This window comes from Kitasatospora sp. UYEF31, assembly GCF_057291755.1.
The window spans coordinates 33,934-58,505 of the sequence record NZ_JBXAWK010000028.1; the positions used below are offsets into that span (position 1 = coordinate 33,934).

Genomic DNA, 24,572 nt, shown 5'->3' on the forward strand with positions numbered 1-24,572 from the left:
ACCCCGCACACCCCCGAAGGAGCTGTCCGGAATGCCCCTGCCCGATTCGGACCGCATACCCTGGCCGCCGGTGTTCGACCGTCCGCCCAAGGCGCCGGAACCGTTCGCCTGGCCGCCCACAGTCGACCAGCACCCGGCCAACGCGCAACTCGTCGAGTCGTTTGACGCCTTCCACCAGGCGGTGGCCGCCGACATCCTGCGGCACACATACCTGCTCACCGGTGACCGGCGACGCGCCCTGCGGGCCACCCGGAAGGCGTTCGCCCGCGCCTGGCAGGACTGGGCGGAGGTGGGTTCGCACGCCGCGCCCGAAGCGTGGGTCCGGGCCACGGCCGCGGACCTGGCCCTGGACCACTCGGACCGGATCCACTACCGGCTGCACCGCATCCGCCGTTATCTCGGCGGTGATCCGCCGGAGCCCGAGCCGAGCGGGGAAACCGTACTCAGGACGCTTCAGGAGCTGCCGCCGCACCGGCGGCGGGCCCTGGTGCTGCACCACCAGATCGGTCTGGACCCCGGGCAGATCGCCTGCGAGACGGAGTCGTCGCGCGGGTGCGCGGAGGCCCGGCTGCGGCTGGCGCACGAGGATCTGGCCCGTCTACTGCCGGCGCTGACACGGGGCCCGGGGCCGGGTCCGCAGCCTGCGACCGACAGGATCGCCGCACTGTTCACCCAGCTCTCGGACGACTGTGACCCGCCGACGGAGAGCCCGCGGGCCATGCGGGAGGACTCAACCAAGCGAGCCATGATGCTGGTCGGCGGGCTTGTGGTGGTGATCGCGGTGTTCGCCGTGCTGGCCCTGCCGCGGATCATCGATCCGGGCCACAACAAGGCGCCGAAGCCGCCCAAGGCAGCCGTCGCGACGCCGGCTGCTAAAGCGCGCTGACGGGAAACTGACGACACCGGATATAAAACGCAGGGACCCCCGGAACAGAAGTTCCGGGGGTCCCTGCGTGCGATTGGTCATCGCGTACAGATGACCAGCCGCTCAGCTCTGCATGCCGGTCATCGCGTACGGACGACCAGCCGCTCAGCTCTACATGCCGGAGTCAGAGACTCTGCATGATCGCGCGCATGAGGTTCGCGGTCTCGGACGGCGTCTTGCCGACCTTGACGCCGACGGCCTCAAGCGCGTCCTTCTTGCCCTGCGCGGTACCGGCCGAGCCGGAGACGATGGCGCCGGCGTGGCCCATCGTCTTGCCCTCGGGCGCGGTGAAACCGGCCACGTAGCCGACGACCGGCTTGGTGATGTGCTTGGCGATGTAGTCCGCCGCGCGCTCCTCGGCGTCGCCGCCGATCTCACCGATCATCACGATCGCGTCGGTGTCCGGGTCGTCCTGGAACGCCTGGAGGCAGTCGATGTGGGTGGTTCCCACGATCGGGTCGCCACCGATGCCGACGGCCGACGAGAAGCCGATGTCCCGGAGCTCGTAGAGCATCTGGTACGTCAGCGTGCCGGACTTCGAGACCAGGCCGATGCGGCCCGGCTTCGTGATGTCGCCCGGGATGATGCCGGCGTTGGACTGGCCCGGGGTGATGAGACCGGGGCAGTTCGGGCCGATGATGCGGGTCTTGTTGCCCTTGGCGATGGCGTGGGCCCAGAAGTTCGCGGAGTCGTGGACCGCGATGCCTTCAGTGATCACGACGGCCAGGCCGATCTCGGCGTCGATCGCCTCGATGACAGCGGACTTCGCGAAGACCGGCGGCACGAAGATGACGGAGACGTCAGCCCCGGTCGCCTTGATGGCTTCGGCGACGGAGCCGAAGACGGGCACCGAGGTGCCGTCGAAGTCGACGCTCGTGCCGGCCTTGCGCGGGTTGACGCCACCGACGACGTTGGTGCCGTCGGCGAGCATGAGCTTGGTGTGCTTCATGCCCGTGGCGCCGGTCATCCCCTGGACGATGACCTTGCTGTCCTTGGTCAGGAAAATAGCCATGGTGTGGAGTTCTTGTCCCTTGTCGTGTCGGAGACGCGCAGACGTTTGTCGTGTCGGAGACGCGCAGACGTTACAGTGCGGCCGCGAGCTCGGCGGCCTTGTCGGCCGCGCCGTCCATGGTGTCCACACGCTGCACGAGCGGGTGGTTGGCATCGGACAGGATCTTGCGACCCAGCTCCGCGTTGTTGCCGTCGAGACGCACGACCAGCGGCTTGGTGACCGCCTCGCCGCGCGACTTGAGCAGTTCCAGCGCCTGGAGGATGCCGTTGGCGACCTCGTCACAGGCGGTGATGCCACCGAAGACGTTGACGAACACGGACTTGACGTCCGGGTCGCCGAGGATGATCTCCAGGCCGTTCGCCATGACCTCGGCGGACGCGCCGCCGCCGATGTCCAGGAAGTTGGCGGGCTTCACGTTGTCGTGCGCCTCACCGGCGTACGCGACGACGTCGAGGGTGCTCATCACGAGACCCGCGCCGTTGCCGATGATGCCGACCGAGCCGTCGAGCTTGACGTAGTTGAGGTTCTTGGCCTTGGCCGCCGCTTCGAGCGGGTTGGCCGCGTCCTTGTCCTCAAGCGCCGCGTGGTCCGGCTGGCGGAACTCGGCGTTCTCGTCGAGCGAGACCTTGCCGTCCAGCGCGATGATCTTGCCGTCGCCGGACTTGATCAGCGGGTTGACCTCAACGAGGAGCGCGTCCTCCTTGATGAAGACGGTCCACAGCTTCTGCAGGACGTCGGCGACCTGGTCGGCGATGTCGGCCGGGAACTTGGCCGCGGCGACGATCTCGGCGGCCTTCTCCGGGGTGCAGCCCTCGATGGCGTCCACCGGGATCTTGGCGAGCGCGTCGGGGTTCTCCTCCGCGACGACCTCGATCTCCACGCCGCCCTCGACGGAGGCCATGGCGAGGAAGGTGCGGTTGGTGCGGTCCAGCAGGAAGGAGACGTAGTACTCCTCCACGATGGAGGCCGTCTCGGCGAGCATCACCTTGTGGACCGTGTGGCCCTTGATGTCCATGCCGAGGATCTGGCCGGCCTTGGCCACCGCGTCGTCGGGGTCGGTCGCCAGCTTGACGCCGCCGGCCTTACCCCGGCCACCGACCTTCACCTGCGCCTTGATGACGGCCTTGCCGCCAAAACGCTCTGCCACCTCGCGGGCGGCCTCGGGGGTCGTAATGACTTCACCGGCCAGTACCGGTACACCATGCTTGGCGAAGATATCCCTCGCCTGGTACTCGAACAGGTCCACGCGCGTCCGTCCTTGTGATCGCGGTTGTATATCAGGAGAGCCCGCAGCCGCGTTCGTCGTCGCATTCGGGTCCGGACCGGAAAAGATCCGGTTCTGCTCGCCCCCGACTAATCGGTAGACGGCGTCCGCACGCGTAGCTGAATCCGTCTTGCAGGTTAACCGGACCACACCGCACCGATGTAACCGGGTGGCGTAAATCTCTTCCACACCGTCCGTTGCGCAGCGCCGTCGAGCTCCCCCCACTCCATCTCATAGTGACCCGTCCACGGCGCGGCCGCATGTCCCCCGGGGCCCCGGCCGGGGCGGGCACCGCGTCTGTGTACTCCGTACGGGTGACAACGCGCCAATTCGCACGACCATCCGTCCGGCTTGCCCCGGCCGCTCAGCCCCTACGGGCTAGCCTGCGGAAACGCACCGACTCCGCTGCTAAGGACTCTCAAGTTTGACTCTCGACGAGCTCACGTCTGGAGTGCGCGTCCGTGGGCTGCTCCCGCAGGGGCAGGTCGTTGTGGTGGCCGTGCGGTGGCACGGGCCCGACGCGCTCGCCGTCACGTACGAGGACGGTGACGGCGGGGTCGGTCAGCGGGTCCTCTACCGCGGCGACGAGGCCGCACTGTCCCCCGCCGCCGACGCGGGCCCGGCCTTCGACGCCGACGCGGGGTTGTTCCGGCTCGCCGCCGAGGCGCTGCGCATCCACATGGCCGGGCAGCACGACCCCATGCTCGCGGTCACGACAAGCGATCTGGAGCCGCTGCCGCACCAGATCCAGGCGGTGTACGGGGACCTCCTGCCGCGGATGCCGCTGCGCTACCTCCTCGCCGACGACCCGGGCGCGGGAAAGACGATCATGGCCGGGCTCTACATCAAGGAGCTCGCGCTGCGCGGCGACCTGGCCCGCTGCCTGATCGTCGCCCCCGGCAGCCTGGTCGAGCAGTGGCAGGACGAACTGTTCGAGAAGTTCGGTCTGCGCTTCGACGTGCTCACCCCTGAGCAGGCGGTCGGCGGCGGCAACGTGTTCGACGCCCATCCGCTGCTGATCGCCCGGATGGACCAGCTCGCCCGCAACGACGACCTCCTCACCGCCCTGGAGCGCACCGAGTGGGACCTCGCAGTCGTCGACGAGGCGCACCGGATGTCCGCCTCCTATTACGGACACGAGCTCAAGACCACCCGCCGCTACCAGCTGGGCCGGCTGCTCGGCCGGATCTCCCGGCACTTCCTGCTGATGACGGCCACCCCGCACACCGGCAACGAGGAGGACTTCCAGCTGTTCCTGGCGCTCCTCGACCCGGACCGCTTCGAGGGCCGCCTCCGCAACCCCAGGGACGGGCAGAGTCGCACCCCTGACACCCGCGGCATCATGTGCCGGCGGGTGAAGGAGGAACTGCTGACCTTCGAGGGCAAGCCGCTGTTCCCCGAACGCCGCGCGTACACCGTCCCGTACGAACTCTCCGCGCCGGAACACGGCCTCTACGAGGCCGTAACCCGTTATGTCCGTACGGAGATGAACCGCGCGGACGAACTCAAGGAGAGCGGCGAAGGACACCGCGGCCACACCGTCGGCTTCGCGCTCACCGTCCTGCAACGGCGGTTGGCGTCCAGCCCGGAGGCGATCCTGCGGTCACTGGAACGGCGGCAGGAGCGCCTCGAACTCCGGCTGCACGGGATGCGCCGGGCTTCGTTCTTCGACGCTGACGAGTTCGACCCCGACGAACTGCCAGGAGGCGACCTCGAAGCCTTCGAGGACCAGGTCGTCGACGCGGCCACGGCCGCCCGTACGACCGTCGAACTCCACCAGGAGATCGCCGTTGTCCGCGACCTCGCGGTGCACGCCCGCGCGGTCCGGCACTGCGGAACCGACCGCAAGTGGAACGAATTGCGCGACCTGCTGACGTCGGACGGCGTCCGCGACCCGGTCACCGGCCGCACCCACCGCATCATCATCTTCACCGAGCACCGCGACACCCTCAGCTATCTGCTCGGCCGGATCAGGACACTGCTCGGCTCCGACGACGCGGCCGTCGCCATCCACGGCGGCCTGTCCCGTACCGAACGCCGCGCCGCGCAGGCCCGGTTCAGCCAGGAACCGGACTGCGCGGTGCTCGTCGCCACCGACGCCGCCGGGGAGGGCCTGAACCTCCAGCAGGCCCATCTGATGGTCAACTACGACCTGCCGTGGAACCCCAACCGCATCGAGCAGCGCTTCGGCCGCATCCACCGGATCGGGCAGACGGAGGTCTGCCACCTGTGGAACCTGGTGGCTGTCGACACCCGCGAAGGCGATGTGTTCCTGCGGCTCCTGGAAAAGGTCGAACAGCAACGGAAGGCCTACGACGGCAAGGTCTTCGACGTGCTGGGTGAGGCCTTCGAGGGAACGCCGCTGCGGACGCTGCTCATCGAGGCGATCCGGTACGGGGACCGCCCCGAAGTCCGCGCGCGGCTGCACACGGTCATCGACCGGCAGGTCGGCGCGGGGATGAGCGCACTGGTCGCCGAACGCGCACTGCACAACGACCTGCTGACGAAGACTCAGGTCGAACGGGTCCGCCTGGAGATGGCTGAGGCGCGGGCCACCTGCCTGCAACTGCACAGCTTCCGGGCGTTCTTCGCCGACGCGTTCACCCGGGCCGGCGGACGGATGGCCGTCCGGGAGCCTGGCCGGTTCGAGATCCCGCAAGTCCCAGCCCAGCTGCGGGACCGGCGCGGCCGGGGCGGCGGCACCGTCCTGTCGCGGTACGCGCGGGTCTGCTTCGACCGGGCGAACATCAAACAGGAGGGCGGGATTTCCGCCGAACTCCTGTCCCCCGGGCACCCGTTGTTCGACGCGGTGGTGGACACCACGATCGCCCGGTACGAACAGGTCCTCGCCGGCGGCACCGTGCTGATCGACCGGGCCGACCCGGGCGAGGACGTCCGGATGCTCGCCGCGCTGCGTGAGGAGGTCATCGACGGGCACCGCCCCCCGCGTACGGTGTCCAAGCGGTTCGGCTTCGTCGAACTCCTCCCGGACGGCGGCACGTTGCCCGCCGACAGTGCCCCCTACCTCGACTACGAGGCGCCCACCGCCGACGAACTCGCCTTCCTGGGCGGCGCGTCGACACTGTGGACCGGCGGTCCGCCGCGCGACCTGGCGGTCTCGTGGTCGGTGGCGCACGGCATGCCCGGACACCTCGACCGGGTCCGGGCCAGGATCACCGCCGAAGTCGAACGGACGAGGACCGTCGTACGGCTCCGTCTCGCGCAGGAAGTCGAGCACTGGGACACCGAATCCCAGTTGCTCGCCGGGCAGGTCCTGGCCGGGCGCAAGGTGCGCCTTCGACCCGACACCGCCGCCGCGCGGGCCCGCGACCTGGAACGACGCCTCGCCGCACGGCTCGCCGGACTGGACCTCGACCTGCACCTCCAGGCCAGACCGCCGGTCCCGGCCGCGCTCGCCCTGGTCGTTCCGCAGGGCCTGGTCGACCGGTTGCGCGGCGGACGCACCCTCGGCACCCTCCCGGCCGCCAGGACCTGCTCCCACGACACCCGCGAGGTCGAGATGCGCGCCGTCGCCGCGACCGTGGCCGCCGAGCGCGCGCTCGGCCGCTCCCCCGAGGTCATGCCGCACAACAACCCCGGCTTCGACATCCGATCCCAAGCGGCCGACGGCCACTGGGTGTTCATCGAGGTCAAGGGCCGCACCCTCGGCGCTGACGATTTCCACGTCACCCGTACGGAAGTCCTGAAGGGCAAGAACGCCGAGCGCTACCGGCTGTCCCTGGTCTCCGTCCACCCGGACGGGGCCACGCACGACGATCTTCGCTACCTCGAAGACCCTTTCTGCGGCGTGGAGTTCGACGACCTGTCGATCGCGTCGATCACCTGGAAGTGGCGTGACAAGTGGGGGCAGGGGACAGCGCCGCACTGAAGCTTTTCAAACTCATTCGAGCTCAAGCGACCAGCATCGCCGCGGACCGGCCACCCGTAAGCCCGTAGCGCGCGAGAGTCCGCTGCTCAAGTTCATCGACATCGATGCGACCCGTGACGTAATCGTCGAGGTCCCGCCTGTACTCCAATGTCGTCACCAACCCTTCGGCCCGCAGAGATCCGGTCGCGGATCCCGCTGCCTGGGTCCGTCCCAACCCGAGCTCCTGCGTCATCGACTCGTAGGCGTCCAACGAGATCAGGACCCCCTGCGCCTTGCGGTGCGACCCGATGAAGACCGGATCGCCGTTGTCACCTGCGCCAAGGGCGCCGAGCAGGCGGGAAAGCTGCTCACGGGCTTCGCGGACAGTGAGAACCTCAGGAATCGCCATACTTAAAGCTTGTACTTATGTGTACACATTTCGCGGTAGCGGGCAGAGCCCACCTCACTGAGGCGTTCCGAAATCATCCGGACTCAGGCGACCAGCGCGGGCACATCGATCGTCATCGGGTACGGAACCGTTGTACTGAACAGGCCGCGGTGAATGCCCTGCGCCACGTACGCACCGGTGGTCGGCTCCAGCTCGAAGGCGTGGATGACCGGGAGGCCGTGCTCATCCTCGATCCGCCAGTAGAACCGGATGCCGGCCTCGGCGTACTTGAGGGGCTTGGTCTTGCGGTCCCGTTCCTCCGACTCCTCGGACACGATCTCGACGGCAAGGACCACATCACCGGGTGCGTACCAGGTCTGGTCACCGTCGTAAGGCACGGTGGTGACCAGGACATCAGGCTCCGGCCTGGTGCGCTTGCTCAGCTTGACGGTCATTTCCTGGTCGATCCAGAATCCGGCCGGAGCCTGCGCTTCCAGCGTGTTACACAGGCGGCGAATCACCCGGGAGTGGAACCGGCGCTGGGGCGACATCATGATAATCAGCGCTCCGTCGATCAGCTCGATATGGCGGGGTGCGTCAGCCGGCAGGAGATCGAGGTCATCCGAGGTCCAGCCGCCGGGATTGGGCGGATACATCCAGTCGGGCAATATGGCCGTCACAGCAGCACCTTCCTCGTACGACATCAATCGTCAGAGCGCGTGGGTCCAGCGTAACGGCGCAAGTCACAGCGGGCCGGGCGCACGAGTCTGTCAGCCCTGCCCATGCCGCGCGTAGTGCCGGGACGCCTTCGCCCGGTTGCCGCAGCCCGCCATCGAGCACCACCGGCGCACCCTGACAGGGAAAGCGAGTTCAAAGATACGCATAACCGTCGACATGGAACTGTGCGAGAGCCACGGCCAGTGCGTGTTCGCCGCACCCGAGGTGTTCTCCTTCGACGATGACGACTACCTGCTCTACAACGCCGAGCCCGCCGAGCGGCTGCGCGAGAAGGTCAAGACCGCAGCCTCGATGTGCCCGGCCCGGGCGATCAGCATCACCAAGGAATAGCCACGCATGCGGAACGCCGCATCCAACTGCGCATCCAAGTAATCCGTACGGGTGATATCTGGTTTTCGGCCCCCGGCAGCACAACGCACCGGACTACAACTGGCCCAGAAGCACAGCTGACATCGAGCGGATGAGCAACCATGGATCAACGGACTGGACCGCCCCCGATCCTGTCCCACCTGGCAGGACTACTGGAGGACGCGATGAGCGCGCTCGCCCATGAGCAGGACACCGATTCAGCGCTCTTCGCGCTCTTCTTCGACCAGCCGACCAAGTACATCGCCACCCTGCGGGTCCCCAAGGGCATTCGGGTCGAGTACATCGAAGGGGCCTACTCCATGACGCCGCCGGCCAACGACCAGCACAACTACTGGGCGGGCGAGATCTACTTCCAGTTCCGCACCGCCGGTCTCGACCTGGCAGTGATCGGCAACGGCTACTGCACCGAGCCCGCCGGAACCAAGCACGTCACCGGTGCCTTCATCCCGGACTTCGCCGTCCAGCACCGGCGGGCTGACAAATCCGACGAGACCTACCGCAGCAGCCACGACGGCTGGTACCCCGCCGAGATGGTCCAGCTCGTCGGCGAGGTCACCTCCCCGTCCAACCACAGCGTGGACCGGGAGGGCAAATACCGCACTTACGCCCGCGCCGGAATCCCAGTCTATGTGCTGATCGACCGCCAAAAGGGCGAAGCCGTGGCCTACACCGACCCGAGCGACGATCCCGAAGACCCGCACTACCGCAGGGAGTTGCGGGTCCGCCTCGGGGAGAAACTGCCCCTGCCGGACGGGCTTCCGGCGATCGATACCTCGACATTGGTCTGAAGCTGTCGGGCGGAACCACCCACAGAACCGCCACCCGTAAGCCCGTTGCGCGCGAGTCCGCCGCTCAAGTTCATCGACCCGGAATAAGCCAACCCTGGACCGCCGCCGCCATGATCTCCGGGAACAGGTCCGGCGTACACGCGAACGCCGGGCTCCCCAGCGCCGCCAACGCCGCCGCGTTGCCGTGGTCGTAGGCCGGCGCCCCCTCATCCGACAGCGCCAGCAGTGCGATGAACTCGACCCCAGTCGCCTTCATCGCGGCGGTCCGGCGCAGCATCTCCTCACGGACCCCGCCTTCGTACAGATCGCTGATCAGCACGACAACCGTCTCAGTCGGCCGGGTGACCAGCGTCTGGCAGTACGCGAGCGCCCGGTTGATGTCGGTGCCGCCGCCGAGTTGGGTGCCGAAGAGCACGTCCACCGGGTCGGAGATCTTGTCCGTCAGGTCCACGACCGCCGTGTCGAACACGACGAGTGATGTCTTGAGTGACTTCATCGAGGCGAGCACCGCGCCGAACACACTGGCGTAGACAACGGACGCGGCCATCGACCCCGACTGGTCGATGCACAGGATGACGTCCTTCCGCACACCCCGCTGCCGACGCCCGTACCCGATGAGGCGTTCGGGAACGATCGTCCGGTAGGCCGCCTGATAGTGCTTCAGGTTCGCCCGGATCGTGGCGTTCCAGTCGATGTCGTGGTGCCGGGGCCGGTTCGTCTTCGCTGACCGGTCGAGAGCGCCCTGGACGAGCGTGCGGGTGCGCTGTGCGATGCGGCGTTCCAGATCGGCGACCACCTTGCCGACGATCGTACGGGCGGCGTTCTTCGTCGTCTCCGGCATGAGCTTGTTGAGCGAGAGCAGCGTGCCGACCAGGTGCACGTCCGGTTCGACGGCTTCGAGCATCTCCGGTTCGAGCAGCAGCCGGGTCAGGTCGAGGCGGTCGATGGCGTCCTGCTGCATGATCTGGACGACGCCGCTGGGGAAGAGTTCGCGGACGTCGCCGAGCCAGCGGGCGACGCCCGGGGCGGACGCGCCGAGGCCGCCGGTCCGGCCGTCGCCCGGCTCCCCCGGCCGGTAGAGGGCGGCAAGCACCTTGTCGACCCGCCGGTCCTCGGCGCCCAGGGAACATCCCGTACTGTCGGCTTCGCCGCCGAGGATCAGCCGCCAGCGGCGCATGCGCTCAGCCTCAGTGACGGTCATCGGAAGCTCCCAACAGCAGGGCGAGGGTGGGCAGTACGGCGTCCGCGCGGGCCTGGTCGAAGCCGTCGGGGTCGGCCGCCACCGCCGCCACCCGACGCTTCGGATTCTTGAGCTGCCCCCCCAGTGTCCGAAGCTCGGGGGCCGCACAGGTCGCGAACGTGCGCCGCAGCAGCGGAAGTACGGACATGATGTCCGCGTCCGGGACGTCCGCCACCCAGTCGTCGAGCAGCTTCAGCAGCTTCCCGTCGTGGATGAGCAGCAGCCCGCCGCCGGACAGGAACCCTTCGAGCCAGGTGGCCGCGAGGCGGTACGGCGTGCCGCGGCTGAGCGCGCGGGACATCCGCGGTGCCGCGTCGTCGGCGCTGATCCGCCCGGCGTCCAGGAGGAGTCTGGTCGCCCGGCCGCTGAGGAGTCCGGGCAGGTCGCCGCGGTCGGCGAGCCGTCCGAGGGCGGTGAACCACTGCTCCGTCGGCAACGATCCTGGGGTTTGCGGAGCGTCCGTTGCCCCGCAGACCCCAGGATCGTTGCTGCGGTGCGGCTCCAGCAACCTGACTGTCGCGCGCACTTCGCTCCGGTGCGGCTCCAGCAACCCGACAGTCGAGTGCACTTCGTCGAGATGACTGCGCATCACCTTGGCTCCCTCGTCGTCCAGGCCCGCGCACGCGGGCACCAGCCCGATGCTGATCCGCAGCACCAGCGCGTCCACCACGGCGGTCAACGCCGACGTGTCAGTCCCCCGGACATCCCCGTAACGCAGCGCGCGGGCCAGCGCGGGAAGCGCCTCGGCCAGGTGGGAGACGTCGGCGTCAAGCGCGGCGCGGTCGTTCAGCACCTGAAGGATCAGCGGTAGCGCACCAGGCAGATCGGCGTGCAGGCAGCGTTCAGCGACGGCGGTGACTTCCGCCAAAGACCCGGCGTTGACTGCGAGTTCCGACGCGTGATGGGTCGCGGCCGCAACCACCGTAGTTCCCCACACTCCGGCTTCGGCGACCCGGATGGACAGTTCCGGCTCCCAGCGAAGCATCCACGTCTCCCGGAAGGTCCCGGTGCCGCGCCGGTTCCCGGCAGGCGCGCCCCACGGGATGTCGAGCAGGACTAGGCGGGCGAGCAGCCGGGACCGGGCGGCGTCGGTGTCTTTGCGCAGGTCGAGTTCGAGGGTCCGGTCCGCCGCTCCGGGTTTGAGCCGCAGTCGCTTCTGCTCACGGCTGAGGTCGCGTTGCAGCGGCACGGCCGGTACGGAGTCCGGGACTTCACCGATGAGGTCGCCGACGACGATGCGGTCACGGATGAGGGTGAGCGGTGTGTCGTCACCGTCGCACATGACCGCCCGTACGGCTTCCCAAGTCTCGTCGAGCCCGGCCAGCGGCCGGCCGCGCAGAACAGCGAGCGCTTCGGCGTGCCTGGTGGCCTCGATCACGTGGGCCGACGACACGGGGTTGCCCTCGTCGCGCAGGAGTTCGGCGATCCGGACGAACCAGCGCGGAAGAAGGTGTTCGGCCGGCCGGCCGGCGGTCTCGTGCAAGTAGGCGTACCAGCCGGGCGATTGGACACCGGCCCCGTAGCCGGAGGACTGCGCGAGTCTGCGGTGGGTCCACGGCACCCAGGTGGCCTCGGTCTTCACCCGGCCTACCGCGCCCTTGACCGCGAAGGGCGCGAGCATCGCGCGGTCGGCGGTCACCGGCGGCAGTGTCGCGAGCGCGGGCACGTGCCAGGCTCCGCAGACCACCGCGATGCGGTCGTGCCCGGCCCGCTGCGCGGCACGGATCTCCAGGCGCATGTGGGCTTCCCGTACGCGCTCGAAGTCCGGCAGCGCCGCCACGCCGCTCAACGCGTCCGGAGCTTCGGCCTCACCCGCGGAAACGCGATTGTCCACAGTACGCAGTGCGGTCATCGCCTCGGCGAGCGCGACGAAGGGCGCCAGCGGATCGTGGTGTGAGTGCCGGTGTTCGACCGCGTCCTCCCACCAGCGTTCGGGGTCGTCATAACCGGCGACCGAAGCGAGCGCGCCGATCGGATCGCCCACCGTCCCGCGTGGCACGGGCTCTTCCACCCGCTCCTGACGGGCCCGGTCGAGCGCGAAGCTGTACGCCGCCGGCAGGTCGATGAACCGCACCGGCACATCGTGTCCGACCGCGTAGCGGATCGCGGCCCACTCCGGGGAGAACGCGGCGAACGGCCAGAACCCGGCCTGCGACGGCTGGTCGACGGCGTGCACGAGGACGGCGACCGGCGGGGTCAGCCCGCGTACGTGCGACAGCAGGCCGTCGGCCTCCGGCGGGCCTTCGACGAGCACGGTGTCGGGCTTGAGGTGGTCAAGCGCGGCGGTGACCGCGCGGGCCGAACCCGGGCCGTGGTGCCGGACACCCAGCAGGAACGGCTCTGCTTTTCCGGTCACCGCACTCACCGGCTGGTCACCTCCCGGCAGGCGCGGTAGAAGTCCTTCCAGTCGTCGCGGGTGCGCGCGACCGTCTCCAGATACTCCCGCCACACGACGGTGTCGGTGGCCGGGTCCTTGACGACCGCGCCGAGGATGCCCGCCGCGACGTCGGCCGAGCGCAGGACACCGTCCCCGAAGTGCGCGGCGAGCGCCAGGCCGCCGGTCACCACGGAGATCGCTTCGGCCACCGAGAGCGTTCCGGTGGGCGACTTCAGTTTTGTCCGGCCGTCCTCGGTGACACCGGACCGCAGTTCGCGGAACACCGTCACCACCCGCCGGAGTTCGGCTTCCGCACCGATGGCGGACGGCAGTTGCAGGGACTTGCCGAGCTGTTCAACCCGCCGGGTGACGATGTCGACCTCTTCGTCGGCGCTCGCCGGTAGCGGCAGCACCACGGTGTTGAACCGCCGCCGCAGGGCCGACGACAGGTCGTTGACGCCACGGTCCCGGTCGTTCGCGGTGGCTATGAGGTTGAACCCCCGTACGGCCTGGATCTCGTCGTTCAGCTCGGACACCGGCAGCGACTTCTCACTGAGGATGGTGATCAGACTGTCCTGCACGTCGGCCGGGATGCGGGTCAGCTCCTCGACGCGGGCGATGCGGCCCCCGGCCATGGCCCGCATGACCGGACCGGCCACCAGCGCGTCCCGGGACGGGCCGTGCGCGAGCAGCTGGGCGTAGTTCCAGCCGTACCGGATCGCCTCCTCCGGCGTGCCCGCCGTGCCCTGGACCAGAAGCGTGGAGTCGCCGCAGACCGCCGCGGCCAGATGCTCGGACACCCACGTCTTGGCGGTCCCCGGCAGCCCGAGCAGCAACAACGCCCGGTCGGTGACCAGCGTGGTGACCGCGACTTCGATGATGCGCTTGGGCCCGACGTACTTCGGAGTGATGACCGTGCCGTCACTCAGCGTCCCGCCGAGCAGGTAGGTGGACACCGCCCACGGGGACAGGTTCCAGCGCGGCGGCCGTGGCCGGTCGTCGGTCCTGGCGAGCGCGGCGAGTTCGTCGGCGAAGGCGTGCTCGGCGTGGGCGCGCAGGACCGGCTGGTTCTGCGAACCGCCGTTCTGACCGGCTTTCAGGGTCACGGAAATTTCCCCCGGATCTGTGGCGGTGCGTAGGTCGGTGTGAGACCCAGACTGCCGGTCAGGTCTGACATGGAGGCCCAGCTCGGTTCTGCCCTCGTCGCCCTCCACCGGCCCACTCAGCCGAACTCGGCCGCGATCTGTGCCCGCTGCCGCAGCAGGTCCGCGATCTCCTCGAACGCCTCGCGCCAGCGCCGCCCTTCCGTGGCGTCCTCAGCCAGCCGTCGCACCCGGTCCAGGCACGCGGTGTCGAGGTTGCGCGCCGTCAGCCCGGTGACGCCGCTGAAGCTCCACGGATAGGACGACCCGTCAGCCGACGCCCGTTCAAGGGCGTTCAGTACGGCGTCCCCGAGCGGCGCGGGCCACGGGGCCGGGCAGCCGGCCAGGATCTGGAAGGCCTCTGACAGGCCGTGCAGGGCGATCCGCCGGGCGACGTGCGAGGCCCGTTCGGCGGCGGGGAGCACGCTGAGCAGCCGGAAAGGTGTCCCGCGCCCGGCCAGCACGCGGGCCCACGCGGTGTCGCTGTGGATGATCGTGGCGCGGGCCCAGCCGTCCCGGACATCGTCGGCGTAACGGCGTGGCAGCCGGCGGGCGACGATCTGTCCGGGCTGCTCGCCGAAGATCTCCGTCCACAGGGACGGCGGTGTTGACGCGATGATCTCGCCGAGCCACCAGGCTTCCGCGTCACGCCCGGTGGGCGATTTGACGGTGATGCCGTCGCGGAGCATCGCGGCGTCGCACTCCTGCGGCGGGTCCACGACGACTGACGTACGGCCGGACGGCCGCAGGCAGACGCGGGCCCGGGCCGCCATGCGCGCGCCGTACGCCGACCCGGGAAGCACGGCGAGCAGCCCGGCGGCCACCGACCTGACCGCCACAGCCCGGTCCTCCAGGGCTTGTTCGAGGAATTCCTCGTCCGCACGGTCAAGCCCGGTGCGCAGCACGGCGAGCAGCCTGGCCCGGTCGTCGGCGGCTTCGACATGCCACGACTCTTCGAGCAACTCACGTGCCTGAGAAGCGTTTTCGGTGCGGATCCGCTTCAGGTAGGCCAGCCGCTCACCGGGCAGACCGTGGGACCACGCCTCCTCCGACTGCCCCTCGCACGGAGCCTCGACTGTCGTGAGCCAGACCCACTGCCGGTGCACGGGTTCGGCGAGCCGCGCCAGCCAGCGTCCACGTGGTCCGGCCAAGTCAGCCACGTCTGTACGGAGTTCAGTGTGCGCCTTTGCCGCATCGAGCAGGGCCGGGAGTTCGGCCGCGGGCGCGCGCAGGCCGCGGGCCCGCGCTTCGGCGAGCCAGCGGGCCAGGAGCACGGTGTCGTCAGCGGAGCCGAGCAGGACCCGCAGCCGTACCGCAGCGCGGGCGGGCGGCAGCGGGCGCGGGTCCCCGGCGCAGACTGGCGTGCGCTCGGCGGAACGTCCGGGCCGCAGCCCCGCACGGCGGTGCACGACGGTCAGCGCGGCCAGGTCGAGGAGCCGGGCCGCCCCACCGTCGGCTCCTCGCGGGAGCCGGGCGGCGAGTTCGGCCAGTGGGGTGCCGGAGGGAGCGCGGACGGTGCGCCGCCCGGTGCCGACCAGTGCGGTGGAAACCAGTTCGTCCCAGTCGCTGTTCACAGGGAGGCCACCTGTCCGTCGTGCCATGCGGTCACCGGAGAGAGACCTCGCGCGCCTACTTCGCCGAACACCGTCAGCCCCTGCCCGCCGCCGAGGGCGGCGAGCCGCCACAGTGCTTGTTCGTCCGTACGGGACCGGTCCACCGGCAGCCAGCAGCCCGCCGCGTCGACCACCCGCCAGCCGAAGCTTCCGGGGACCGCGACGGTGTCGGCCAACACGACGGGCCAGGCGTCCAGCCAGGGCTCGTCGCGCAGCGCCGTCGCGTACCGGCCGAGGGCCTCCTCAGTTCCGGTGCCGGCAGGTTCGGGAGCGGGCTCCGGAGCACTGTGCTTCTCACCCAGGACCGCGCGCAACGGCACCGCCGCCGGGGCGTAGACGAGGTCGGCGTCGAGGCGTCCGCCGACCGGCAGGCTCAGCGCCGGGGCCTGTCCTGGAGTGCCGTACGCGATGAGCGTGGCCGGCCGGCCGGTGCGCTCGCCGCGCAGCCAGACCCGCCGGGTGGTGACCTTGTCGGTGCTGCGGTCCTGACTGCCCAGGACGTGCCAGCGGTCCCGGACCGGGGTCCCGTCGCGGAGCACTTCGGCGGTGTCGACGGTCCAGCCGATCCGGGTCCGCAGTCCGGCGGCCAGCGGGTCGGGGAGTGCTTCGATACGGTCGTACGAGCGGGCCAGGAGCCACAGTTCGGCGTAGTCCTCCAGGAGCAGACCGTGCCAGCCGGCCCCGGACCCCGGCCGCCCGGCGGCCTCCCGCAGCTTCCCCGCGAGGCCGGGGGCCTGCGCGTCGACCATGCGGGCGGCGATGCGCTCCCCGACGTCGTAGCCCTCCTGGTCGGCGCCGGCGACGCCCTGCCGGACCTGGTCGGCCAGCCAGCGCTGCAACTCCGCCACACCACCGGCCACCCGGGCGGCACGCTGCCGCGCGGTTCGGGGCGCGACGGTGCGCACGGCGGGGACGGCCTGCTTCTTCCCGGTGCGTCCGGCGAGCCATTCGCCGGCCCAGCCGGGGGGCTCCCCCGCGGTCGCCGCGCTGTCGGCCGCTGTGCTGTCGGCCGCTGTGCTTTCGACCGCTGTGCTTTCGACCCACCTGAGCAGCAGCCCGAGGGCGTGCTTGCAGGGGAACTTCCGGCTCGGGCAGGTACATGAGTACGCCGGTCCGGTCAGGTCGACGACCACCCGGTACGGCGTCTGCCCGCTGCCCTTACAGGCGCCCCACAGGGCATCTTCAGTGCGGCCCGTCCCCTCCCACGGGCGTGGTGCGGCGAGTTTTGCCCCAGCCTTTCGTGACGCGTCGTCAGGGGCGAGTTCCAGCACCCTTTCCGCGGTCCAGCGTTCCACCATGGCGGTCACGCTACGGGGTGACACCGACAACGGGCCAGGAGCACCAAAAGTCCCTCCTGAGCCAATTCCTGACACTCCATCACCACACGTCGCCCACATGCGACAGCAACGTTAACGGACTGTTTCGCACCGGTTTGCGCCGGGGATACCGGGCGGTATACGGGCTGCGACACCCTCTCGGTTTTCACGACGGGGCTCCTGTCCTGTTTCACCGACAGGAGGTCGGCTTTGGCTGCGACCGCGCCGGAATCGTCAGACGCGCCGAACACCCGGAACGCCCCGAACACCCGGAACGCCCCGGACACCCCCAGCGACCAGAACACCCCGAACGCATCAATCACCCCGCACGAACCGGTCCGGGAAGCGCCACACCATCCACCCTTCCCCGACGACATCCTGCTCTCCCTGTGGCCGGGATCCGACCGGCTGCGCGGCACCCTGCGGGAACTCGCCTGGATCGTCGGGCACCTGGCCCTCTACCCGACAGGGCTGTGCCCGCCCGGTCTCCTCCCAGGCCTGCCGTACCTGCCCCGCCCTGGACCGCTGCTGTCCCACGCCACCCGCCGCCGCCTGGAGCCGCTGGTCCCCGCACAGCTCTACACCCTGCCGCTGGCCGCCGACGTGCTGCGGCTCGTACTTCCGGAGACGGCCGCGCCGGTTGAAGACCGGGAAGACGACGGCACTCCCGGCCCCGGCCACCTTCCGGTCGTCCTGGTGCACGGGCTGGCCGACAACCGGTCGATCTTCTCCCAGTTGCGCCGCCGGCTCCGGAAGGCAGGCTTCACCGACGTCCACGCGGTCAACCACAACCCGGTCGGCGGCGACATCCGGGCCAAGGCCGAACTGCTCGGCGTCCACATAGAGCGTGTGTGCGAACGCACCGGAGCGCCGGCCGTCCATGTGGTCGGCCACAGCCTGGGCGGCCTGATCGCCCGCTACCACGCCCAGCGCATCGATACGCGGCACCGCGTCCGTACGGTGGTCACTCTGGGAACTCCACACCACGGCACCCTGACGGCCTATCTGCTGCGCCCGCATCCGCTTGTCCGGCAGATGTGCCCGGACAGTGCGGTCATCGCCGAACTGGCCGAACCGGCGCCCGGCTGCGCGACCCGTTTCTACGCGTTCTGGGGCGACCTCGACCCGCTGATCATTCCGCGCTCCTCGGGTGCGGTCGACCATCCCGACCTGGACGCCACCAGCCTACTGGTCCCCGGCGCGGGCCATCTGACCCTGCCCGCGTGTGCCCCGGTGGTCGCCGCGATCTGCCTTCTCCTGGCCCCGCCGCCGCCCGCTGTGACCGTTGCCACGCTCGCGGCATAGGGTCGCATCTGGACATACGTCACCTACACGACGGATTGTCGGGAGGTGCTTCGGCCGGATACAGTCCCGGACTTATTGCACCTGGCTTGTATCAAGGTGTCATTCCGAGAGAAGGCGGCCTGGAGTGACAGACGTCCGGTATCCGAACGGCGACCCGTACGGACACGTGCCCGCGGGCATGGACGCTACCGGTGCGTATTCAGGCGCCTACCAGGCAGGCGGCTACCAGGCAGGTGCCTACCAGGCTGGCGGCTACGGCCCTGCTGACGACGGGTCGGGTGGCTACCCGGCCTACGGCGGGATGTACGCCACGGGCACCGAAGGGACCGGCGGCCACCCGACCGCAGTGGACACCTCGGGCGCGTGGCCCACGGCCACCGACGACAACTACGGCGCGTACGACGCCTACGGAGCCGGGACCTACCGGGCCCCCGCGTTCAGCGGCGCACAGGACACCGGGACGTACGCGGCGCAGTACGGCGGCGGCTACGACACCCCCACCACCGAACACGGCTACGCGCAGACCGGTGGTTACAACACCGGTGCCTACCCCGACTCCTACGCCTCCGGGACCCAGTGGCCCGCCACCGCGTACGGCGGTGTTCAGGAGACGGGCTACTACCCCCAGGCAGTGCCCGCGCCGGACGCCCTGCACGACTCCTACGCCTCCCACAACAACGCCTACGACACGTCCTACGGCACCGGCTACGCCACCGCCGTGCAGGAGGTGGCCCCGGAGCAGACGTGGGATCAGCCGTGGGACCAACCGCAGGCTCCCTACAACAACGCGACCGAGTGGCCCCTGACGGACGATCCGTGGAACGGCAACCGCGCGGACGCGGAGCTGTACGGCGAACTGTCCGCCCCGAGGCATGACGGGAGCTTCCCAGATCCCACTGACAACGCGGTCGTCAGTGGGATCGGCGAAGCACCCGGGACAGGGTTCGAAGCCGACACGATCCCCGCGCAGGACCGGGGCGGGCGCAAGAGTCGCAAGGACAAGGCCGAGCAGCCCTGCAGCGCACCACGGACCGGCAAGGACCCGAAGGCGGGCAAGCCGCGGTCCATCGCCCGGGCCACCGGAACGCCGATGGCGGTCATGGGCGTGGCCGCCATGGCCTGCGCCGCAGTCGGCGGGATGCAGGCCGTGGACTCCGGTGACACCGACACCGGCAGCGTGACGGTGGCCGACGGCCGCGAGCTGCCCCTGGTCTCGCCGCTCGACCAGCAGCTGACGGACCTGCGCGACGGCGCCGAGGACTTCGCCGACCGGGCCAGTCGCACCCAGACCCGGATCTCCCTGATCGAACGCCAGGAGGAGGTCCAGCGCCAGCAGGACGAGGAGCGCAAGCGCCGCGAGGCCCTGCGCCCCAAGTACGTCCTGCCGGTCACCCAGCCGGGGCTGAGCGCGGTGTTCGGCCAGGGCGGCGACAGGTGGTCGCACAATCACACCGGCATCGACTTCCCGGTCGATTACGGAACTCCCGTGCGGGCCATGATGGACGGTGTCGTCCGTACGGAATACAACAGCGCGTACGGCAACATGACGATCATCAAGGCCAAGGACGGCACCGAGTCCTGGTACTGCCACCTGAGTCGTTACAAGGTCCGCTCAGGTCCGGTGAAGGCCGGCGACACCGTCGCCTACTCCGGCAACTCGGGCAACAGCACCGGCCCGCACCTCCACCTTGAGGTGCGCCCCGACGGCGGCAGCCCGATAGACCCACTGCCGTGGCTCAAGGAGCGCGGGCTCAACCCGACGGGCTGATCAGCTTCAACGACTGAGGGCCGGACTCAGTCGGGCCCTGGAGCGCGACGGATCCGCAAGGTCGGGCGACGGAAAAGCGCACCCGACGTCGATCCCGACGCCCTCCGGTCCGACCTGGATGCCGTCGCCGACCAGCACGTCGATGACCAGAACAACTACAGACCGATCTGACTACTATCTTTTGCGCCACAAAACCCGAGGCCGGACACCCCCACCCGGGGATGCCCGGCCTCCGCCGTTCCGTTGTCGGCCAGTAGCCGACTACAGCTTCTCCACCGGCGCGTACCGCAGGAGCAGCCGCTTCTTGCCCTCCGTACCGAAGTCGATCGTCGCCTCGGCCTTGTCCGCCGCGCCGCCGGTCTCCAGGACCGTGCCCATGCCGAACTTGTCGTGCGTGACCTTGTCCCCCACGCTCAGCGCGAGGACCTCGCGCTCCACGGCCCGCTTGCCGCCGAAGCCCGAAGTCAGCTTGCCGGAGCGGGGGTTGCCGCCGCGCGGGGCCGGGGGCACCGCGGCCTTCTTCAGGCCGTGCCACTCGATCAAAGCGGGCGGCAGCTCCTCCAGGAACCGCGACTGCGGGTTGTAGGCGGGTGCTCCCCACGAGCTGCGGACCTGAGCCCGCGTCATGTACAGCCGCTCCCGGGCCCGGGTGATGCCGACGTACGCGAGCCGGCGCTCCTCCTCAAGCTCCTTGGTGTTGCCGAGCGAGCGCATGTGCGGGAAGACGCCGTCCTCCATGCCGGTCAGGAACACCACCGGGAACTCCAGGCCCTTGGCGGTGTGCAGGGTCATCAGCGTGACCACGCCCGTGCCGTCCTCCGGGATCTGGTCGGAGTCGGCGACCAGCGCGACCCGCTCCAGGAAGTCGCCGAGTGTGCCCTCCGGGTTGGCCTGCTCGAACTCCAGGGCCACTGCGGCGAGTTCCTGAAGGTTCTCGACCCGCGTCTCGTCCTGCGGGTCGGTGGAGTGCTGCAACTCGGCCAGGTAGCCAGTCTGTTCGAGGACCGCCTCCAGGACCACGGCGGGGCCCGCGCCGCCGTCCACGACCGTGCGCAGGTCGTCCATGAGCGTCACGAAACCCTTGACCGCGTTCGCCGACCGTTTGGCCAGGCCGGGGGCGTCCTCCGCGCGCCGCAGCGCGTCGGCGAAGGAGATGCGGTCCCGGGCGGCCAGCGCGTCGACGCACGCCTCGGCCCGGTCGCCGATGCCGCGCTTGGGCACGTTGAGGATCCGGCGCAGCGACACCACGTCGGCCGGGTTCGCCAGCAGCCGCAGGTAGCACAGGATGTCGCGGACTTCCTTGCGCTCATAGAAGCGCACACCGCCGACGACCTTGTACGGGAGTCCCGTACGGATGAAGACTTCTTCGAAGACGCGGGACTGGGCGTTCGTCCGGTAGAAGATCGCCACGTCACCGGGCTTGCACTTGCCGTCGTCGGTGAGCTTGTCGACCTCGTCGGCGACGAACTGCGCCTCGCCGTGCTCGTCGTCGGCGAGGTAGCCGGTGATGAGCGCCCCGTCGCCGGCCTGGGTCCACAGGTTCTTGGCCCGGCGGTTGGTGTTGCGTTCGATGACGGCGTTGGCGGCGGCCAGGATCGTCTGCGTCGAGCGGTAGTTCTGTTCGAGCAGGATCGTGACGGCGCTCGGGTAGTCGAGCTCGAAGTCGACGATGTTGCGGATCGTCGCGCCGCGGAACGCGTAGATGGACTGGTCCGCGTCGCCGACCACGCACAGTTCGGCTGCGGGGATGTCGGCGAGCGCGGCGGCGTTGGGGTTGACGTAGTCACCGTCGACGGTCTTCTTCGGCGCGCTGCCGGCCGCGCCGCCGACGAGTTCGCGCACCAGGATGTACTGGGCGTGGTTGGTGTCCTGGTACTCGTCGACCATCACGTGCCGGAAGCGGCGGCGGTAGAACTCGGCGACCTCGGGGAACGCCTGCAGCAGGTGCACGGTGGTCATGATGATGTCGTCGAAGTCCAGCGCGTGCGCCTGGCGCAGTCGCTGCTGGTACATCGTGTACGCCTGGGCGAGCAGCCGGTCGGTCTCGTTGGCCGCCTGGCTGGAGTAGGTCTCCTCGTCGATGAGCTCGTTCTTGAGGTTGGAGACCTGCGCGTTGAACTTGCGCGGCGGGTAGAGCTTGGGGTCCAGGTCGAGTTCCCGGCAGACCATCGCCATGAGCCGCTGCGAGTCCGACGAGTCGTAGATGGAGAACGACGACGTCATGCCCAGCTTTTTGTACTGCTGGCGCAGGATCCGCACGCACGCGGAGTGGAAGGTCGACACCCACATCGCCTTGGCGCGCGGACCGATGAGGGCCTCGACGCGCTCGCGCATTTCGGCTGCGGCCTTGTTGGTGAAGGTGATCGCGAGGATCTCGCCGGGATGCGCGCCGCGGGCGGCGAGCAGGTAGGCGATGCGGTGGGTGAGCACCCGCGTCTTGCCGGAGCCGGCTCCGGCGACCAGGAGCAGGGGTGTGCCCTCGTGGACGACGGCTGCCTTCTGCTGCGGGTTGAGCCCGTCGAGCAGTTGTGCGGCGTCGGCGACCGGCTTGGGGGCGCCGTTGCGGTAGTACGACTCGGCCGGGTTCGACGGTGGCGTGAACGCGCCGCCGAACAGGTCCTCGGGCTCGTCGGGCTCCGGGGGCAGGGGGATGTCGTCCGCCGCGCGCACAGGCAGGGACAGGTCGGTCGCGTCATCGAAGAGGCTGCTCATCGTCCACGAGTCTATGAGCCCGGGGAGGGCTGTCCGTGCCGAAGAGCCGATTCTCTTCCGGGCGGGACGTGACGTGCGTCGCGGCAGCCCCAGGTTGCTCTAAGGGCTCAGATGTAACAGGAATCACACCAGCCAAACCAGTTCAATCCGGGCAAGGAAACGCATTCGATAGTAAAAAAACAGCAATGAATCTCACAACGGGGTCGACCGTGATCCATCCGTGACTATTGTTCTCGGCCAGGTGATCGCAGAACGCCGTCCACCCGGTCGGCGCGGTCACCACCGCTGAGTCCGGCGCACGACCCACCGGTCGCAGCCCAGCCGATGAAGCAGTCGGCGCAGGTGCTGCGACGCAGTCCGGTGCACAGGTCCGAGCCGGAGCCGGGGACCCACCGCGGGTCCGCTCGGCCCGACCGTTCGAACACGGCCCGGGGCGTACGGACCGGCACGACGTTCCTTGGGGTGAATCGGCCACCGGCCCCCACCGGTGACCGTAGGGCGCCTTCTTCCGCCCGAACCCGACAGCTAACCCGGTAGGCGGCCGAGGAAGGAACAGCAGTGGCGTCCCAACGACGAGTAGGCCAGCACCGCAAGCCGAAGCCCCGCACCGTGGTCCGCGGAGCCGCGACGGTGGTGACCGCAGCGGCCACCATGACCGGCGTGATCGCCTTCGGCGGCAGCGCACACGCCGCTCCGGCCCCGACCTTCGACCAGGTCAAGGCGCAGGTCAACCAGCTCACGCACGAGGCCCTCAAGGCCGGCGACGAGGCCAACGGCGTCCAGGAGAAGGTGGACACGCTCCAGCGGACGTCCAGCCAGACCCAGACCCGCGTGTCCGAGAAGCAGTCGGCGATGAACGACCTGCGCGACCAGATCGGCCAGGTCGCCGCCGCCCAGTACCGCGGTGGCGGCCTCCCCTCCGGGCTCCAACTGGCGATGAGCCAGGACCCGCAGGGTTTCCTGGCCAAGGCGCAGATGATGGACCAACTCGACGGCCAGCAGGCCGACAAGCTGCGCCAGATCGCCGCCCAGACGCGGATGCTCCAGCAGGACAAGGCCGAGTCGACCCGCCAGCTGACCGAGCTTGAGACGATGCGCAAGGACCTGAACGACCGTAAGACGGCCGTGCAGACCAAGCTCAACGACGCGCAGAAGCTGCTCAACACGCTCACCGCGGCCCAGCAGCAGGCTGTCCTCGACTCCAACGACCACGAAGACACACGTGCGGACGACCGCGGCTCACGGGGCAACGAGCGTCCGGATCCCAAGCCGACCGCGGATCCGAAGAAGGAAGCCCCGAAGGACGAGCCGACCGTCCCCGCCGCGGGCGGCAAGGCCGGGGCGGCGGTGACCGCGGCCATGGGCCAGCAGGGCAAGCCGTACGTCCTGGGCGCCACCGGGCCCGGCTCCTTCGACTGCTCGGGCCTTATGCAGTGGGCGTACAACAAGGCCAACATCAGCCTGCCGCGGACGACCTGGGACCAGGTCAAGGTCGGCCGTTCGGTGCCCAAGTCGCAGCTCCAGCCGGGCGACCTCGTGTTCTTCTACAGCGACATCAGCCACGTCGGCATGTACGTCGGCGACGGCATGATCGTCCACGCGCCGCGGCCCGGCAAGTCGGTGACCACGATCAAGCTCGACTACATGCCGTTCTACAGTGCCCGCCGGGTCGCTTAGCCCGGGAAGTCCCAAGGGCCTCAAGAGCCCCTCCGCTCACTGATGTCACGGAAATCACACAAACCAAACC

17 protein-coding genes, 1 pseudogene and 1 riboswitch are annotated in these 24,572 nt (G+C 69.5%); of the genes and pseudogenes, 7 read left to right on the forward strand and 11 right to left on the reverse strand.

Annotated elements, in window-relative coordinates; genetic code table 11:
- Nucleotides 1-31: 31 nt before the first annotated feature.
- The gene (locus AC0Z36_RS16030) at nucleotides 32-886 is read left to right on the forward strand and encodes a SigE family RNA polymerase sigma factor (protein WP_485463555.1); all 855 of its coding nucleotides are present in this window, start codon (nucleotides 32-34) and stop codon (nucleotides 884-886) included.
- A 163-nt stretch (nucleotides 887-1,049) separates the two neighbouring features.
- Here AC0Z36_RS16030 and sucD read toward each other — a convergent pair whose 3' ends face one another.
- Both sucD and sucC read right to left on the reverse strand, forming a co-directional pair.
- Nucleotides 1,050-1,937 carry a succinate--CoA ligase subunit alpha gene (gene sucD / locus AC0Z36_RS16035; protein WP_485463556.1) on the reverse strand — a complete coding sequence of 296 codons (888 nt, stop codon included), beginning with the start codon at nucleotides 1,935-1,937 and terminating at the stop codon, nucleotides 1,050-1,052.
- 70 nt (nucleotides 1,938-2,007) lie between these two features.
- On the reverse strand, nucleotides 2,008-3,183 hold the full coding sequence (sucC, locus tag AC0Z36_RS16040) for an ADP-forming succinate--CoA ligase subunit beta (protein WP_485463557.1): 1,176 nt from the start codon (nucleotides 3,181-3,183) through the stop codon (nucleotides 2,008-2,010).
- A gap of 442 nt (nucleotides 3,184-3,625) precedes the next feature.
- Here sucC and AC0Z36_RS16045 point away from each other — a divergent pair, with 442 nt between their 5' ends.
- Nucleotides 3,626-7,090 carry a helicase-related protein gene (locus AC0Z36_RS16045; protein ID WP_485463558.1) on the forward strand — a complete coding sequence of 1,155 codons (3,465 nt, stop codon included), beginning with the start codon at nucleotides 3,626-3,628 and terminating at the stop codon, nucleotides 7,088-7,090.
- Between the two features lie 22 nt (nucleotides 7,091-7,112).
- Here the strand turns inward: AC0Z36_RS16045 and AC0Z36_RS16050 are convergent, their stop codons facing one another.
- The 3 genes and pseudogenes from AC0Z36_RS16050 to AC0Z36_RS16060 all read right to left on the reverse strand — a co-directional run.
- Nucleotides 7,113-7,478, reverse strand: a complete 366-nt coding sequence (locus tag AC0Z36_RS16050) for an antitoxin VbhA family protein (protein WP_485463559.1) — start codon at nucleotides 7,476-7,478, stop codon at nucleotides 7,113-7,115.
- 83 nt (nucleotides 7,479-7,561) lie between these two features.
- Entirely contained in the window at nucleotides 7,562-8,137 is a 576-nt protein-coding gene (locus AC0Z36_RS16055; RefSeq protein WP_485463560.1) for a Uma2 family endonuclease, read from the reverse strand.
- 90 nt (nucleotides 8,138-8,227) lie between these two features.
- Nucleotides 8,228-8,305: pseudogene (locus AC0Z36_RS16060) on the reverse strand (CGNR zinc finger domain-containing protein); the annotation flags it as partial.
- 28 nt (nucleotides 8,306-8,333) lie between these two features.
- Here AC0Z36_RS16060 and AC0Z36_RS16065 point away from each other — a divergent pair.
- Both AC0Z36_RS16065 and AC0Z36_RS16070 read left to right on the forward strand, forming a co-directional pair.
- Nucleotides 8,334-8,525, forward strand: coding sequence for a ferredoxin (locus tag AC0Z36_RS16065; protein ID WP_485463585.1), 192 nt, complete (start codon nucleotides 8,334-8,336; stop codon nucleotides 8,523-8,525).
- Between the two features lie 140 nt (nucleotides 8,526-8,665).
- On the forward strand, nucleotides 8,666-9,352 hold the full coding sequence (locus AC0Z36_RS16070; protein WP_485463561.1) for a Uma2 family endonuclease: 687 nt from the start codon (nucleotides 8,666-8,668) through the stop codon (nucleotides 9,350-9,352).
- A 70-nt stretch (nucleotides 9,353-9,422) separates the two neighbouring features.
- On the opposite strand, the gene AC0Z36_RS16075 is transcribed toward AC0Z36_RS16070, so the two are convergent.
- The 5 genes from AC0Z36_RS16075 to AC0Z36_RS16095 form a co-directional block, all read right to left on the reverse strand.
- On the reverse strand, nucleotides 9,423-10,553 hold the full coding sequence (locus tag AC0Z36_RS16075; RefSeq protein WP_485463562.1) for a VWA domain-containing protein: 1,131 nt from the start codon (nucleotides 10,551-10,553) through the stop codon (nucleotides 9,423-9,425).
- Nucleotides 10,540-12,957, reverse strand: coding sequence for a DUF5682 family protein (locus tag AC0Z36_RS16080; protein ID WP_485463563.1), 2,418 nt, complete (start codon nucleotides 12,955-12,957; stop codon nucleotides 10,540-10,542). Before AC0Z36_RS16080 ends, AC0Z36_RS16075 begins: the two co-directional genes overlap by 14 nt.
- On the reverse strand, nucleotides 12,954-14,075 hold the full coding sequence (locus AC0Z36_RS16085) for an ATP-binding protein (protein ID WP_485463564.1): 1,122 nt from the start codon (nucleotides 14,073-14,075) through the stop codon (nucleotides 12,954-12,956). The genes AC0Z36_RS16080 and AC0Z36_RS16085 overlap by 4 nt, the downstream gene beginning before the upstream one ends.
- Nucleotides 14,076-14,191: 116 nt before the next feature.
- Nucleotides 14,192-15,685 carry a DUF5691 domain-containing protein gene (locus AC0Z36_RS16090; protein ID WP_485463565.1) on the reverse strand — a complete coding sequence of 498 codons (1,494 nt, stop codon included), beginning with the start codon at nucleotides 15,683-15,685 and terminating at the stop codon, nucleotides 14,192-14,194.
- Nucleotides 15,682-17,022, reverse strand: coding sequence for an SWIM zinc finger family protein (locus tag AC0Z36_RS16095; RefSeq protein WP_485463566.1), 1,341 nt, complete (start codon nucleotides 17,020-17,022; stop codon nucleotides 15,682-15,684). The genes AC0Z36_RS16090 and AC0Z36_RS16095 overlap by 4 nt, the downstream gene beginning before the upstream one ends.
- 228 nt (nucleotides 17,023-17,250) lie before the next feature.
- Here AC0Z36_RS16095 and AC0Z36_RS16100 point away from each other — a divergent pair, with 228 nt between their 5' ends.
- Complete coding sequence (locus AC0Z36_RS16100) at nucleotides 17,251-18,345, forward strand: esterase/lipase family protein (RefSeq protein WP_485463567.1); 1,095 nt, start codon at nucleotides 17,251-17,253, stop codon at nucleotides 18,343-18,345.
- Between the two features lie 124 nt (nucleotides 18,346-18,469).
- Nucleotides 18,470-20,113 (forward strand): M23 family metallopeptidase, encoded by a 1,644-nt coding sequence (locus AC0Z36_RS16105; protein WP_485463568.1) that lies wholly within the window; start codon nucleotides 18,470-18,472, stop codon nucleotides 20,111-20,113.
- Between the two features lie 261 nt (nucleotides 20,114-20,374).
- Here the strand turns inward: AC0Z36_RS16105 and pcrA are convergent, their stop codons facing one another.
- A complete protein-coding gene (gene pcrA / locus AC0Z36_RS16110; RefSeq protein ID WP_485463569.1) occupies nucleotides 20,375-22,825 on the reverse strand; it encodes a DNA helicase PcrA in 2,451 nt (816 codons plus the stop codon).
- A 396-nt stretch (nucleotides 22,826-23,221) separates the two neighbouring features.
- Nucleotides 23,222-23,380: riboswitch (cyclic di-AMP (ydaO/yuaA leader) on the forward strand.
- 3 nt (nucleotides 23,381-23,383) lie between these two features.
- On the opposite strand from pcrA, the gene AC0Z36_RS16115 reads away from it, so the two are divergent.
- Entirely contained in the window at nucleotides 23,384-24,502 is a 1,119-nt protein-coding gene (locus tag AC0Z36_RS16115; protein ID WP_485463570.1) for a C40 family peptidase, read from the forward strand.
- Nucleotides 24,503-24,572 lie beyond the last annotated feature (70 nt).